The following is a 15,145-nucleotide window of genomic DNA, read 5'->3' on the forward strand; positions in this document are numbered from 1 at the left end:
AAAGCAATGTCCGATGGTCCTCAATCGCTCAAACCTGCTGATTTTGTGGAACTGATGCAAGAACTTGCTGCTCTTGCCCAATTCTTTGGACGTGGCAACAAATCTACCTTTACAACAACAGCTTTCAAAATGCCTTTAAGTGTGGGTGTATAAATTGGTAATTCAGGTGTGGTTGGTTGAAGTATATTGTGGGATAGGCATCCTGCCTGTCCCTTAAATTTTCCCAGTAGTCAAGATGCCTACACCACCAGAATCATCCTTGATTCTTTAATCATCCTAAATTATTTGGTGAAGGCGATCGCGTGTATGTATTATCCTTTCTAGACAAGATACTAAACGCTGAAAAATTATTTACTTCAATAAACTGCATAAGTCAAATTTCCTGCCATCTACTAAACATAAGACAAATAGTGTCCACCTGTAGGTCACCTAAAAAAATACAACGGACAACTTTAGATTTAAACCAGTGCTTGTCTTACATGGCAGAACCATCCTGATAATGATTTGTGAATCGGATACAAAAGGGTAAACAGTTATGCAATTTGATACGCAATCTTACACAACTAAAGGTGGAATATTTGTATCGCGCTCTGTAACTAATACTTCGATAGGGTCGGCAATTGAAGAGGTTTTGATCCGTTTGGATTCCCAACGCGGTGGCTTGCTAGCAAGTAGCTACGAATACCCAGGACGCTACAAACGATGGGCGATCGGTTTTGTCAATCCACCTTTAGAACTTACTACCTGCGATAACACTTTTACAGTGACAGCGCATAATGAGCGAGGCAAAATACTGCTAGATTACTTGGCAGAGTGCTTGTTTCACCAACCATATCTTCAAACTGTAAATAAAGAGAACAACCGTATCGTCGGCTCCGTCAAACCAACAGAACGTTTATTCTCAGAAGAAGAACGCAGCAGACAACCATCTGTTTTCAGTGTTGTGCGCGAGATAGCATCCGCCTTCGAGAGTCTGGCAGATGAACACTTAGGACTTTATGGTGCATTTGGCTATGACTTGGTATTTCAGTTTGAGCAAATGCCAAAGCATCTAAAACGTGCAGAAGATCAAAGAGATTTAGTACTATACCTGCCTGATGAATTGCTAGTGGTTGACTACCACCTGCAACAAGCATTTCGCGTGCAGTATGATTTTGTCACCAAGACTGGTAGCACTAGAGATTTACCTCGCACGGGTGAAGTTATGGATTACCGAGGTAAGCGCCTTTTGGTAACTCAAACTTCCGATCATGCACCAGGCGAATATGAACAACAAGTCACCAAAGCCCTTGATTACTTCCGGCGCGGCGATTTATTTGAAGTTGTTCCCGGTCAAAGCTTCTTTCAAGTTTGCGAAAAATCTCCAACCCAACTTTTCCGAATACTTAAAGAAATTAATCCCAGTCCTTATGGGTTTATCTTTAATTTAGGTGGAGAGTATCTGATTGGTGCATCTCCAGAAATGTTTGTGCGTGTTGACGGCAAACGTGTTGAAACTTGCCCAATCAGTGGTACGATTCGCCGGGGATCAGATGCAATTGGCGATGCGGCACAAATCCAAAAGCTGCTGAATTCGCGTAAAGATGAATCTGAACTGACTATGTGTACCGACGTAGACCGCAACGATAAGTCTCGGATTTGCGAACCTGGGAGTGTACAAGTAATTGGTCGTCGCCAAATTGAATTGTACAGCCATCTGATTCATACAGTAGACCATGTAGAAGGCTTATTGAAACCAGAATCTGATGCTTTGGATGCATTTCTAACCCATCTGTGGGCAGTAACAGTCACAGGAGCGCCAAAACGAGCAGCCATGCAGTTTCTTGAACAAAACGAGCGTAGTCCTAGACGTTGGTATGGTGGAGCGATCGGATACTTAAGTTTTAATGGCAACTTAAATACTGGTCTAATTTTAAGGACTATTCAACTGAAGGACTCAATTGCTGAGGTACGAGTGGGTGCAACAGTTCTTTATGATTCAGAGCCAGAAGCCGAAGCTCAAGAGACTATTACTAAAGCCAGTGCCTTATTCCAAGCACTCGAAAGAATTAACTATAAAAGAGCAGATTTGTCAAGGCTGAAACTCCAGGAAGTTGAACAAACGAATCCAGGGACGTTTAAGCATGTCTTGCTAGTTGACTATGAAGACTCATTTGTTCACACCCTAGCAAATTACATCCGTCAAACTGGGGCAACAGTGACAACACTGCGACATGGTTTTTCTGAATCAGTGTTTGATGCAGAAAAACCTGACTTAGTAGTATTATCTCCAGGTCCGGGAAGACCAAGTGATTTTCGTGTTGCAGATACAATTGCCGCCTGCAAAAAACGACAAATTCCCATATTTGGCGTATGTTTAGGATTGCAGGGAATTGTTGAGGCTCACGGTGGAAAACTAGGAGTGCTCAATTATCCTCAACATGGCAAGATATCGAGCGTATCTGTTGTTGATGCAGATTCTGTTGCCTTTAAAGACTTACCAGAATCATTTGAAGTTGGTAGATACCACTCGTTATATGCCCTACCCGAAAGCCTACCTAAAGAACTAAAAGTTACAGCTATATCTGAGGATGGCGTGATTATGGGTATTGAGCATAAAACACTACCAATTGCCGCAGTTCAGTTCCATCCAGAATCCATCATGACTTTGGCAGGAGGAGTGGGTTTAAGAATTGTTACTAATGTAGTACGTGAATTTACTACTACAGTTCCTTCCTCAGTATTGGCATAATCACCTGTTAAAACACTGGTTGCATAAGAACCCCCCAACCCCCCGATCCTCGGGGGGCTATGTTCCCTCATTTTTAAGGAGGTAGGGGGAGCAAATTAAATCACCTCTTAACACTATAAAAATATGCTGAATCACTATCAATCAAACGCAACTGCACAATCCGCCAAACCAACTCACATTCTTGAAGAAATTGTTTGGCATAAACAGCAAGAAGTTGCTGTCATGAAAAAGCAAATGGCGTATTCTAATTTGAAACTTCAGATAAGTTTTGCTCCTCCTGTACGAAATTTCTTGAATGCCCTACGGCAAAATTCTATCAAGCCCAGTATTATTGCAGAGGTAAAGAAAGCCTCACCAAGTAAAGGAGTTATTCGTGCTGATTTTGAACCAGTAAAAATTGCCTCTGCATATGAGCGAGGCGGTGCTACTTGTATTTCTGTTTTAACTGACGAGAAATTTTTTCAGGGCAGTTTTGAGAATTTGCGATTAATCAGAAATAGTGTAAGCTTGCCACTACTTTGCAAAGAGTTTGTCATTGACCCTTACCAAATTTATTTGGCAAGAATTAATGGTGCAGATGCAGTGCTACTAATTGCTGCTATCTTATCCGACGAAACGCTGCAAAACTTGCTCGACTTTGTTCATCATTTAGGCATGACAGCATTAGTGGAGGTGCATACTTTAAATGAACTTGACAGAGTACTGGCATTATCAAACGTGCAAATAGTCGGGATTAACAACCGTAATTTGGAAGACTTTAGTCTTGATATAGAAACCACTAAACACCTGTTGTCAGAACGTCAACAAAAGTTAAGTAGTTTAGATATTACAGTCGTAAGTGAGTCTGGTTTGTACACATCTGCTGATTTAGCTTTTGTCGCCCAAGCAGGTGCTGAAGCTGTATTGATTGGCGAATCCTTAGTCAAGCAATCTGATTTAGAGCAAGCTGTCAAGAAATTAAGAATTAATCCAGAATAATTGCATTTTTGCTTCTTACTTTACCCTATTAGTTAATAGTTGAAACAAAGTGATTAATTAAGATGACTTCCATCTCCGAACACTTTCAATCTTTACGCGCTTTAAATAAATGTGCCTTAATTCCGTTTATTACAGCAGGCGATCCTGATTTAGAAACAACAGCCGATGCTCTCAGAATTTTGGATGCTAGTGGTGCAGATTTCATTGAACTGGGAGTTCCCTATTCAGATCCATTAGCTGATGGACCGGTAATTCAAGCGGCTGCTACTCGCGCCCTCAAGCATGGAACCCGTTTAGCTCATGTTTTAGAAATGGCGCAGTCAGCCACTCGTAACTTGCGATCGCCGCTCATCCTATTTACCTATTACAACCCAATTTTAAATCTAGGCGTCCAGCAATTCCTCAAGCAAATTGCTACTTCTGGAATCAAAGGATTAGTCGTACCCGATTTACCCCTAGAAGAAGCAGACGATTTATTAAAGGGTGCTGACTTAGAGGGAATTGAAGTCACATTATTAGTAACACCGAACAGTTCAAAACAGCGAATTGAGGCGATCGCTCGTCAATCTCGTGGATTTATTTACCTAGTTAGTGTCACAGGTGTTACAGGTGTACGCACCCAATTACAAACACGAGTAAAAGATGTACTCCAAGAAATCCGCAGTGTCACCGACAAACCAATCGGCATTGGTTTTGGCATCTCCAGTCCAGAACAAGCTCGTCAAGCTAAAGACTGGGGTGCAGATGCAGTAATTGTCGGCAGCGCCTTCGTAAAACGCTTAGGAGAAACTACTCCATACCAAGGACTGGGAACCATTACAGATTTTTGTAGCGAATTGAAAGCAGCAATTAGCTCTGTATAGCAATTTTATTTAAGTTATGAACCGCCAAGACGAGGCAGTGCGTTGCGCGGGTTCCCCGCGTTGAAGCAGCTGCCGTGCCAAGAACGCCAAGAAAAGAAGGAGATACTAATGTTAGCAAACACCCAACCAATCACCACATCACAAACACCCCAACAACCAGATCACCTTGGTCGGTTTGGTCAATTTGGAGGTAAATACGTACCCGAAACATTAATGCCGGCACTCAGTGAATTAGAAGCCGCCTATGAAAAGTATCGCAATGACCCAGATTTTCAAAATGAATTACAGGGACTATTACGCGACTACGTCGGACGGGCTACTCCCCTGTACTTTGCCGAACGACTAACCACGCACTATGCCAAACCAGATGGCACAGGACCGCAAATGTACTTAAAACGCGAAGACCTCAATCATACAGGCGCTCACAAAATTAATAACGCCTTAGCCCAAGTATTACTAGCGAAACGTATGGGCAAACAGCGGATTATTGCAGAAACCGGAGCAGGTCAGCACGGTGTTGCAACCGCTACAGTCTGCGCCCGTTTTGGTTTGAAGTGCGAGATTTACATGGGCATTCATGATATGGAACGGCAAGCTCTGAATGTATTTCGGATGCGATTGATGGGGGCAGAAGTCCGTCCTGTAGAGGCGGGTACAGGAACCCTCAAAGATGCTACTAGTGAAGCAATTAGGGATTGGGTAACGAATGTGGAAACTACCCATTACATTTTAGGTTCTGTTGCCGGTCCCCATCCCTACCCCATGATCGTGCGCGACTTTCAAGCAATAATTGGTAAAGAAACTCGCACCCAGTGCCAGGAAAAATGGGGTGGACTGCCAGATATTCTTCTTGCTTGTGTTGGTGGAGGTTCCAATGCAATTGGGCTGTTCCATGAATTTGTATCTGAACCATCTGTACGCATCATCGGAATTGAGGCGGCAGGGGAAGGGATTGACACGGAAAAACACGCAGCAACTTTGACACTTGGTAAAGTCGGTGTTTTGCACGGGGCAATGAGCTATGTTCTGCAAGATGATGATGGTCAGATTGTAGAAGCACACTCGGTCAGTGCTGGATTAGATTATCCTGGTGTAGGTCCAGAACATAGTTATTTAAAGGATCTTAGACGTGCTGAATATTACAGCGTAACCGACCAGCAGGCGTTGTCGGCATTTAAGCGTCTGTCACTGCTCGAAGGGATTATTCCTGCACTGGAAACATCTCACGCCATTGCTTTTTTAGAAACTCTTTGTCCACAACTTACTGGTAGCCCTAGAATAGTCATCAACTGTTCCGGGCGTGGTGACAAGGATGTGCAAACAGTGGCGAAATTTTTAAACCCAGCTTAGAGCCAGTTTGTAAATTATTGTCAATGAAGGCAAGAAACCGGGTTTTTTTGGTTAAAAAAAACAGTATATTATCCTCGAAGCCAGAAAACATCGGTTTCTCAGACTCAGGGCTATTTCATTCTATACATGATCGCCATGTACTGAAGTACATGGCGCGAGTAGCGCCTCCAAACCGTTAAAACGGACTGAAAATCAACTTGAGCTATAAGCTTAGAACTTCATTTCTTGGCGGATTTATGATAGAAAAACAAGACAATATGCAAAAGAAAAATTTATTTTTAAAGAACGCTACCGATGGGATTTACCTTAAGTTTCTAGCTTATACAATTGCTTCTGGAGTGAGTCTAATAAGTTTATTACTTCTGGGAACATCTTCAACAAGGGCGGAGTTCACCACTTCAAATAATGCTACAGAATTTGTCAGTCAAGCCCAGATAGAAGAAAGTACACCTGGAATGGATCAGGTGACAAATGTCAATCAACTCAGTGATGTGCAACCCACTGATTGGGCTTTTCAAGCATTACAATCACTGGTAGAGCGCTATGGTTGTATTGCTGGGTATCCTAACTCAACTTTTCGTGGGAATCGGGCGTTAACCCGTTATGAGTTTGCTGCTGGAGTTAATGCTTGCTTGGATCGGATTAATGAACTGATTGCGACAGCAACAGCAGATTTGGTACGCAAAGAAGACTTAGTAACTTTGCAACAGCTACAGGAGGGATTTGCTGGTGAGTTAGTAACTTTACGGGGTAGAGTAGATACTCTAGAAGCAAATACAGCCGAACTGCAAGCTAATCAGTTTTCCACTACAACCAAGCTGCAAGGGCAGGCAATTATTTCTGTTAATGCTGGTGGTTTTGATGGCGATCGCATTATTGTCCCTGGGCAACCCCCCACAGCTAATCAAATTACCAGCCAACCCAATGCCACTGTCTTCTTTCGCGCTGGTATAGATTTAAACACAAGTTTCACCGGGACTGACTTACTGAAACTCCGCATTGATACGGGAACTGGTATTTTCGGCGATAATGGTCAACCTAATGGAGGATTAGACAATGCTGCTGGTTTGCTAGAGCCAAATTTTGGTAGTGTTATAGATTACTCAGTCAAACCACCCACATTCGGTAATCTAGGTATCAGCCGACTGTTTTACAGCTTTGAATTTGCTAAAGATTTTAGGGTGACTATTGGTCCGAATTTTTACCCAACAGATTTTGTTGACCGTAACAGTTACGCTTATCTAAGCTTCCTAGACTTCAGTACTCTGGCTTTTGTGAATAATTTTATACTCTTCCCAATTAACGGTCAGAGTGCAGGAGCAGCAATTGACTGGAAACCAGGTCAGGGACCATTTTCTGTCAGGGCTTTGTATGCCGTAACAGACGCAGCAAATCCAGGTAGACAGGGAGTGGGAGTAATTCAGGGTCTTTCATCATTCACAAGTGTACTGTATCCCCAAGAATATGCCTTAGCAGGTGGCGCTCCCAATGTTCCTCCTAATATTACTACAGGCGATCGCGGCTTATTTGGAAGTACCTATCAAACTACGGCTGAAGTAGAATACGCACCTTCAAGAGCTTTTGCTATACGTCTGCAATATAGTGGTGGCGAACTATTCAGCAACCGCTTCGATGTTTTTGGCGCGAATTTAGAACTTACCCTTGCACAAAAATTTGGTATTTTTGGTCGCTATGGTTACGGTAGTTATAATGATACCGCCTTTGGTGACATCAATCCTAATTACTGGATGGCAGGAGTTGGGGTGCGAGACTTGTTTACACGCGGTTCTCTAGCAGGAGTTGCCGTAGGACAACCATTTATTGCTAGTGAAGTCGGCAATGCAACTCAAACCAATTTTGAAGCGTTTTATAACTTCCCCTTTAGTCGAAATATCCAAGTCACACCAACAATTCAAGTGATTCGCCATGCTGGAAATGAAGAAAGCAACGGCACTATTGTGACAGGTACACTTCGTACAGTATTTTCCTTTTAAAACGTTCATTATGGTACAAACTAACGATTTCTCTGATTGGCCTGTTTTATTGCAGCAATTACTTGAAGGTCAATCTCTTTCTGTTTCCCAAGCCTCAGATTTAATGCAAGGTTGGCTCACAGAAGCTGTTCCCCCTGTGTTGTCGGGTGCGATTTTAGCGGCAATTCAAGCCAAGGGAGTATCTGCTCAAGAGTTATTGGGCATGGTCGAAGTTTTACACTCTCAGTCTATTAAACCAAAGTTGCGAGAGCGCGTTGTTGCTAATTTACCAGTGGTCGATACTTGTGGTACTGGTGGAGATGGAGCATCAACTTTCAATATTTCCACCTCTGTTGCTTTTGTGGTAGCAGCTTGTGGGGTAAAAGTTGCTAAGCATGGTAATCGTTCTGCTTCTGGTAAAACTGGTTCTGCAGATGTGTTGGAAGCTTTAGGTGTTAATCTCAAAGCTGACACTGCCCAAGCGCAACTCGCCTTAGAAACAGTTGGTATAACTTTTTTGTTTGCACCGGATTGGCATCCCGCTATAGCAGCGATCGCTCCATTACGAAAAACACTCAAAGTACGCACGGTTTTTAACCTACTAGGTCCCCTGCTGAACCCACTCAAACCTACTGGACAAGTAATTGGAATTAACAACTCAGCTTTAATAGAAACTTTTGCTGTTGTTCTCAATCATCTAGGAACTCGTCGTGCAATTACACTCCACGGAAGAGAAAGATTAGACGAAGCAGGATTAGGAGATAAAACTGACTTAGCAGTATTATCCAAAGGACAAATACACCTGCTCGAACTAGATCCACAAGAGTTAGGTTTAAACCCCGCGCCAATTAGTACACTACGCGGTGGACATGTTCAAGAAAATGCCGACATTCTCAAAGCAGTTTTGCAAGGTAAAGGTACTAAGGAACAGCAAGATGTAGTGGCACTAAATGCTGCTTTGGCACTTTATGTGGGCGAAGCTTTTGCAGATAGTGGTGATTTTGTCAAGACTCTTTCTCAAGCTGTAATTCTTGCGCAAGATACTATTCAAAGTGGAGAAGCTTGGAACAAGTTAGAACAACTAGCTCAATTTCTGCTGTGAAATTTTCAAAGTTTAACTCTGTTATTCGATAATTAACGCACAATCATGTACCGCAATTTTAAAACCCAAGCTGAGCTAGATGCTCAGTATAATCCCATAGAATTAGGCTTGGATGTACCTGCCTACGAAAAATATTACGGTATCAATAGTGATATGGTACGGCAAGAACTACCTTGTCAACTGAATGTTCCCTTTGGTCCTACCCTAGCTGAACACCTAGATGTTTTTCCGGCGGCGCAACCAGACGCTCCGATTCTTGTGTATATTCACGGAGGTTACTGGTTTCTGGGTAGTAGTAAAGACTCTAGCTTTGTTGCCAAGGGTTTAGTAGAGGCTAACGTTACAGTAGTTGTCATCAATTATGCTTTATGCCCAAAAGTGACTATTGATGAGATTGTCCGTCAGAGCCGTAGTGCGATCGCCTGGACTTATCGTCACGCAGAAAGTTTTGGGGGAAACCCTCACCGCATACACGTTTGTGGTCATTCAGCTGGTGGTCACCTAACTGCTATGGTCATGGCTACTGACTGGGAAAATGACTATGGGTTACCCAATAATATCATTAAAGGTGGCTGTGTTATTAGTGGCGTGTTTGACCTCATGCCATTGCCTTATACTTGGCTGATGCCAAAAATACAGCTTTCTTGGGATCAAGTTCTCCGCAACAGCCCAATCTACCACATTCCCGAAAAAGCTGGTTCGCTCATCGTCGCCTATGGCACTGAGGAAAGTTCAGAGTTTCAGCGTCAGTCACAAGAATTTTTCACGGCTTGGAAGGCAAAGGGACTTGTAGGCGAATACCTACCACAGCTTGGGAAAAACCACTTTACCGCGCTCGATGGTTTCCTCGATACTGATAGCCCACTTTGCACAGCAATCTTACGACAGATAGGTTAACAAAACTATAGTTAATATTGCTGTGGCCTGAATTCTTTCTTGTTAATATCTATCATTGGATTCACGATTTTCTGTCCGGTACTTTTCCAATTTTCTAATTGCCATTAGCAAACTCAACTTCATACGTGTAAAGGCTTCCACCAAACTGCCTACCTCATCGTTGGAAGCTTTCTCAAAATCAGCCGTCATATCACCTGTACTTACAGCTTCTGCAACGTGGACGACACGTTTAATCGGTCGAACAACATACCGCCTCACCCAAAAGTTACTCACAAAGATAGCGAGTCCAAAAATGATTGTGACAATACTCATCACCATATTCAAAGATTGATTAGCTTTCTGCAAAACTTCACTTGTTGGTACAGAAACAATCTGAGCGCCCAGAACTTCATTTAAATTCCACCCCATGCCATTTTTATCGCCATAAATTTTAATCATTTCTTTGGGTGCAACCTCAGGTGTGCTATGACATCTCAAGCAAGTAGCATCAGTTATGATTGAAGGGCGAGCAACATAAAAGTATTTTTCTCCCGCAAAAGAACGAAATCCTGACGTTTCTTTGAGATTTTTATCTTGAATGAAATTTTGTATAATCTTTTCTTCAAAACTATCAGCCCGGTCTTTAATATTAGTGGGATTTAGCATTGCTTCTTTATACAAAAATTCCTCATAGGATTTGTTATTTTTACGTAGAATTTCAAAGACTCTACGAGACGAATAAGCAGGAACAATTTGTGGTAAAAACGCCTCACTGCTTGTACGTGCTTCCAATTGTGAACTAACTTCACTATTAGTATAATAGCGCACAGAGTTGAGAGTTTGTAATAGTAATAAGGTATTGGAAGTGATTTCACTTCGAGCTTTATAATTTAGAGTATTAGCTAAAGCGAAACCACTGAAGGTAATTCCTAACACAAATATTAGGAGGAGTATGAGAGTTAGCTTTTGAGCTAATGCTAAATTATTGAGTTTTTCTGAAACTATTCCTAACATATTTCCTCAAATTCAATTGCTAAATTAACTGTATTAAGGAGCAAATCTTTTTGATACCTTAGATCTTACATCTCCAACTGATTCACCTTGAACTGAAGTTCAAGGCTAATAGCTCAAGTCAGAAGACAGCTGACTAAAAGATGGTGCAAGATGCAAGATGCATCCATGTCGAGTAGTTCAAGGTACTAGCACAGCTTTTGATTTTTGCTTCGTTAATAGTAACCCAAACACTACAACTGTAATTATAGTCAGCGCAACACTAGCATAAAAGACTCCTTGTATTCCCCAAGCACTGTAAGCAATACCTGCAAGTAACGGACCTATCGCCCTTCCCAATGACTGAACTGTAACATTCAGTGCCATAAATCCAGCCCGGTAGCCTTCTGGGGCAATTTCTGCTAACATTGCTTGCAATGTTGGTAAAGCCAAGGCGATAGATGCACCAAATATAATCGAGGGAATTATTAGCAACCAACTGTTATTAATCGCAGGTATAATCAGTAGTGATAAACCACACAGAAGAAAACCTGAGATAATCAAGCTTTTTTGTGAAAGCCGACTAGCTAAACGCCCCAACTGAGATGCCACAAAGGAAAAAACTAGTGAGTGACAGCAGATGATAATACCGATTTCTACTCCTGAAGCATTGAGATGAGTTCCAGCAAAGATGGGGATATAGGTATAGAAAGTACCTAACTCAATGACGAATAAGGAAAACACTGTAAACAGTAGTGCAAATACTTGAGGATTCTTAATGTTGTGTAAGGTATCTTTGAGATAAATGCTGAAATTCACATTCTCCTCAGTGTTCTTTTGCTTGCTGGCTACCTTCAGCTTTTGGAAAATTAACAATGCAACAGGAAAGGCTAATACCGATAGTAAAAACGGATATCGCCAGCTTAAACTTCCTAAGAACCCACCTATGAGAGGATAAATTGTGGCAGCAAAGCCAATCATAGCGGCGTTAAAACCCATTGCACTAGTAAGCATTTTACCACTATATAAATCGCCGATGAGAGTGAGTTCTAAAGTCTCTAAACTAGCAGCACCAACACCTGCGAAAAACCGCCACTCCAGTAAGCTGCGAAAATTACTGGCGAACGCACATAATATTCCGCCAATCCCAAACACTAGCAAAGAGGGAACAAGAATTTTCTTTCTACCAATACGATCTGCTAATGCTCCAAAAATGAGAGTTCCAACTGTAGTTGGCATCAAAAAACTTGTCATCACCAGTCCAATTTGTTCTGGTGGAATATTGAATGATTTTGCAATAGTTGGCATTATGGGATTAATACTAAGTATGCCACTAACTGCTATTAACGAGATAGAAACGATTAGTAAAAGATTGGCATCAACCTTGATGCGATCGCTTTTTTTGGTGCTGGTTATTACTAATGATGAAGCCATTGGTTTGATCTCCTTTCAATCATCTTGATTTCTGTTTGTCTGCCTTCAATTAATCTGTTGTCGATTAACTACCGGTAGAAAAAGATGATTATGCAGCACCACCAACAGAGCCAACACATTTTTTTTGAATATTTTGTAGAGACGTTGCATGCAACGTCTCTACAAAGGTTAAAAATCGGTTGATCAACTCAATTAACGAGCAAATTCAGCAACATTACATAAAATTCACCAAGCCAAGACGCAGTATATCTCGTGTGAAATCACAAGAGTAACCAATCCACGCATCATTGAGCAACTTGCCTGCTTGACACTCAGTAGTAGTTCCATAACCACCGAAAATCTCCATTGCTGTTTGCGCATTCTTAATTGCCACATCTACCGCAAAAGTCTTAGCTGCTGGTGCTTTTACAGTAGCAGCAACTTGGGGATTGGTATCAGCAGTGTAAGCTGCATCCCACACCATTAACCGTGCAGCCTGAGTATTCACCATCATGTCTGCTAATTTTAATGCTACAGCTTGATGCTCAATTAAGGGTTTTCCCCAACTTACTCGCTGCTTAGCATAATCAAGGGCATACTCATAGGCGGCACGAGCTAAACCTACATAAGAAGCCGCCAATCCAATCGCCACTTCCGGAAGCATTCCCAAAAGAACTCCTGCTTGTCCCTCTTGCCCAATTAAATGATCTAAGGGAACTCTGACGTTATCTAGGTGAATCTCGGCGTGATGAGAAGGTTTCCAACCAATCATTTCTGTCCTCTTACCAAACGACAAACCAGGCGTATCAGCAGGGACATAGAACATAGACAGACTTTCTCGCATAGGTACATCAAGAGATGTACGTGCTAATATGAAGTACGCATCAGCAATACCACCATTAGTAATCAAACCTGACTTGTTGCCATAGAGGACGTATGAATCACCATCACGCTGCGCTAACGTCCTCATGCCAATTTTAGAATCGGGAATTGGACAGAAGATGTCGGAAGTAGCTACGTTTGGCTCACTCTCTGCCGCACTAAATAAATGAGGCGCTCCAGAATTTACGTAAGATAATATTCGCTGACGCTGTTGTTCAGTCCCTCCTCTCGTCACGAACAGAGACATACTAGCGGTGAGATTAAAGTAGCTACAAGCAATGGTAACATCGGCAGCACCAAGTTCTTCTTGAACCAAAACGAAATCTACACACTTTTTACCCATACCACCATACTCTTGTGGTAGCAGTAGGGAAGTAAATCCTAGTTCAGCACCTTTGTGGAACACACCTTTACAAAAATCCCAAGGAGCTATGTTGGGATCTTTAGACTGATAAATTTTATCGGCATTTGACTTAATCTCGCTTTGAGCAAAGTCACGCGCCTTCTTCTGCAATAAAACCTGTTCTGGAGAGAGACTGAAGTTAATCATAATTTATATAGGATGAATTGTAGAGACGTTCCGCCGGAACGTCTCTACAGGAGGTTTAATGAGAAATTACGGGTTATTAATTAAGAATTATACTGATTATTCTGCGATTACTTTAAGTGTTTAAGGTTGCTAACCGTAGATAATAATTTTGCTCTTCTCAAGGAAGATAATTATTGATTTATAAGGGTTTGAGTCTCTTTTGATCACATAATAAGTAGCAAAAAGGAAAAAAAGATGTCAAAATTACAGATAAAAAAGTCAATTGCGTATTATCAATCACGCCCAAATAGGAGAATTGTGTGATGCTGGAAAATCATTGGGATACAACTCTGTATGAAGGCAAACATGCCTTTGTGTGGCAATACGGACAAGAATTAATTCAGTTATTATCTCCACAACCAGGAGAGCAGATTTTAGATTTAGGTTGTGGTACAGGACAGTTGACTGCAAAAATTGTGGAAGCAGGCGCTGTAGTTTTGGGGATTGATGCTGATGCAAAGATGATCGAAACAGCAAAACAAAACTATCCCCAGTTTGAATTTGCGATCGCCGATGCTAGAGAATTTCACGCAGATGAAGATTTTGATGCCGTTTTTTCCAACGCAGTACTGCATTGGATTCCCGAAGCAGAGGCAGTAATTGGTTGTATTTACCAATCTCTCAAAAAAGGTGGACGTTTTGTCGCAGAATTTGGTGGTAAGGGAAATGTTTTGAATATTACACAGGCACTTTCTAGTGTTTTGGCAGAAATCGGTTTTAAATCACCTGAAGTACTGCGTCCTTGGTACTTTCCTAGTATAGGCGAGTACACAACTAAATTAGAGCAGCACGGATTTGATGTTCGCTATGCAGTTTTATTTGATCGTCCCACACCATTAGAAGATGGAGATGTGGGCATGGCAAATTGGATTCGGATGTTTGCCAGCAGATTTTTATCAGAATTATCTGCTGAACAACAAAGTTCTGTGGTTCAAGCAGTGGAGGAGCGCTTAAAACCAACGCTATATCAAGATGGTAATTGGATCGCTGATTATCGCAGAATCCGTGTGGTTGCCATTAAGCTTTAACTTTCATCTGTATGCGCTGCTGCTTGTAAAGATTTTTCAAATCCCACTAGCTGTTCGGCATTACGCAAGAAGTAGCCATTAATCATTGCGGCAATCAGAAGCTTTCCTAGATTTTCACGACTAGTGGTAACCAATACGCCAAAATGCTCTGAAGGTAAAGTACCTAGCATTGACACTATGGTTCGCTCCATCACCTGAGGTACTTCAGAGCTAATGGGTTTAGATAGTTGGGAAATCATCTCCGGACTCATGGATTGGATGTACTCCCACAACAAATTGCGATTTGACGCATCATCAAAAAATTCTCGGGTTTGATTTGACATATTACTAATCTTTAATTTTTATAAACAAACCACCATTGCTTAATAAA

Annotated in this window: 12 protein-coding genes; 8 read left to right on the forward strand and 4 right to left on the reverse strand. The window is 41.8% G+C overall.

Features of this window, described 5'->3' with window-relative positions:
- Positions 1 to 535: 535 nt before the first annotated feature.
- The 7 genes from ICL16_RS26305 (at position 536) to ICL16_RS26335 (ending at position 9,894) form a co-directional block, all read left to right on the forward strand.
- Positions 536 to 2,731, forward strand: coding sequence for an anthranilate synthase (locus ICL16_RS26305; protein WP_190833925.1), 2,196 nt, complete (start codon positions 536 to 538; stop codon positions 2,729 to 2,731).
- Between the two features lie 123 nt (positions 2,732 to 2,854).
- Positions 2,855 to 3,709, forward strand: coding sequence for an indole-3-glycerol phosphate synthase TrpC (gene trpC / locus ICL16_RS26310; RefSeq protein ID WP_190833927.1), 855 nt, complete (start codon positions 2,855 to 2,857; stop codon positions 3,707 to 3,709).
- Between the two features lie 62 nt (positions 3,710 to 3,771).
- Positions 3,772 to 4,572, forward strand: a complete 801-nt coding sequence (gene trpA, locus ICL16_RS26315; RefSeq protein WP_190833928.1) for a tryptophan synthase subunit alpha — start codon at positions 3,772 to 3,774, stop codon at positions 4,570 to 4,572.
- A gap of 108 nt (positions 4,573 to 4,680) precedes the next feature.
- Entirely contained in the window at positions 4,681 to 5,922 is a 1,242-nt protein-coding gene (gene trpB, locus ICL16_RS26320) for a tryptophan synthase subunit beta (protein ID WP_190833930.1), read from the forward strand.
- A gap of 236 nt (positions 5,923 to 6,158) precedes the next feature.
- Entirely contained in the window at positions 6,159 to 7,916 is a 1,758-nt protein-coding gene (locus ICL16_RS26325) for an iron uptake porin (protein WP_238360969.1), read from the forward strand.
- 10 nt (positions 7,917 to 7,926) lie between these two features.
- Positions 7,927 to 8,997, forward strand: coding sequence for an anthranilate phosphoribosyltransferase (trpD, locus tag ICL16_RS26330; RefSeq protein ID WP_190833934.1), 1,071 nt, complete (start codon positions 7,927 to 7,929; stop codon positions 8,995 to 8,997).
- A gap of 45 nt (positions 8,998 to 9,042) precedes the next feature.
- The gene (locus ICL16_RS26335; protein WP_202895735.1) at positions 9,043 to 9,894 is read left to right on the forward strand and encodes an alpha/beta hydrolase; all 852 of its coding nucleotides are present in this window, start codon (positions 9,043 to 9,045) and stop codon (positions 9,892 to 9,894) included.
- Between the two features lie 42 nt (positions 9,895 to 9,936).
- Here the strand turns inward: ICL16_RS26335 and ICL16_RS26340 are convergent, their stop codons facing one another.
- From ICL16_RS26340 to ICL16_RS26350, 3 genes are all read right to left on the reverse strand, one after another.
- A complete protein-coding gene (locus ICL16_RS26340; RefSeq protein ID WP_190833937.1) occupies positions 9,937 to 10,887 on the reverse strand; it encodes a c-type heme family protein in 951 nt (316 codons plus the stop codon).
- Between the two features lie 177 nt (positions 10,888 to 11,064).
- A complete protein-coding gene (locus tag ICL16_RS26345; protein WP_190833939.1) occupies positions 11,065 to 12,297 on the reverse strand; it encodes an MFS transporter in 1,233 nt (410 codons plus the stop codon).
- Positions 12,298 to 12,511: 214 nt separating this feature from the next.
- Positions 12,512 to 13,708, reverse strand: a complete 1,197-nt coding sequence (locus tag ICL16_RS26350; protein ID WP_190833941.1) for an acyl-CoA dehydrogenase family protein — start codon at positions 13,706 to 13,708, stop codon at positions 12,512 to 12,514.
- A gap of 302 nt (positions 13,709 to 14,010) precedes the next feature.
- On the opposite strand from ICL16_RS26350, the gene ICL16_RS26355 reads away from it, so the two are divergent.
- Complete coding sequence (locus ICL16_RS26355) at positions 14,011 to 14,775, forward strand: class I SAM-dependent methyltransferase (RefSeq protein ID WP_190833943.1); 765 nt, start codon at positions 14,011 to 14,013, stop codon at positions 14,773 to 14,775.
- On the opposite strand, the gene ICL16_RS26360 is transcribed toward ICL16_RS26355, so the two are convergent.
- Complete coding sequence (locus ICL16_RS26360) at positions 14,772 to 15,107, reverse strand: DUF760 domain-containing protein (protein WP_190834100.1); 336 nt, start codon at positions 15,105 to 15,107, stop codon at positions 14,772 to 14,774. The genes ICL16_RS26355 and ICL16_RS26360 overlap by 4 nt on opposite strands.
- Positions 15,108 to 15,145 lie beyond the last annotated feature (38 nt).

Origin of the sequence: Iningainema tapete BLCC-T55, from assembly GCF_014698965.1 — a bacterium.
Taxonomy (GTDB): domain Bacteria; phylum Cyanobacteriota; class Cyanobacteriia; order Cyanobacteriales; family Nostocaceae; genus Iningainema; species Iningainema tapete.

Excerpts from the sequence above, each read along its gene's own strand:
- ICL16_RS26325 (WP_238360969.1), top strand. The coding sequence starts at position 6,159 with ATGATAGAAAAACAAGACAATATGCAAAAGAAAAATTTATTTTTAAAG.
- ICL16_RS26355 (WP_190833943.1), top strand. The coding sequence starts at position 14,011 with ATGCTGGAAAATCATTGGGATACAACTCTGTATGAAGGCAAACATGCC.
- ICL16_RS26340 (WP_190833937.1), bottom strand. The coding sequence starts at position 10,887 with ATGTTAGGAATAGTTTCAGAAAAACTCAATAATTTAGCATTAGCTCAA.
- trpB (WP_190833930.1), top strand. The coding sequence starts at position 4,681 with ATGTTAGCAAACACCCAACCAATCACCACATCACAAACACCCCAACAA.
- ICL16_RS26345 (WP_190833939.1), bottom strand. The coding sequence starts at position 12,297 with ATGGCTTCATCATTAGTAATAACCAGCACCAAAAAAAGCGATCGCATC.
- trpC (WP_190833927.1), top strand. The coding sequence starts at position 2,855 with ATGCTGAATCACTATCAATCAAACGCAACTGCACAATCCGCCAAACCA.
- trpD (WP_190833934.1), top strand. The coding sequence starts at position 7,927 with ATGGTACAAACTAACGATTTCTCTGATTGGCCTGTTTTATTGCAGCAA.
- ICL16_RS26305 (WP_190833925.1), top strand. The coding sequence starts at position 536 with ATGCAATTTGATACGCAATCTTACACAACTAAAGGTGGAATATTTGTA.
- trpA (WP_190833928.1), top strand. The coding sequence starts at position 3,772 with ATGACTTCCATCTCCGAACACTTTCAATCTTTACGCGCTTTAAATAAA.
- ICL16_RS26350 (WP_190833941.1), bottom strand. The coding sequence starts at position 13,708 with ATGATTAACTTCAGTCTCTCTCCAGAACAGGTTTTATTGCAGAAGAAG.
- ICL16_RS26335 (WP_202895735.1), top strand. The coding sequence starts at position 9,043 with ATGTACCGCAATTTTAAAACCCAAGCTGAGCTAGATGCTCAGTATAAT.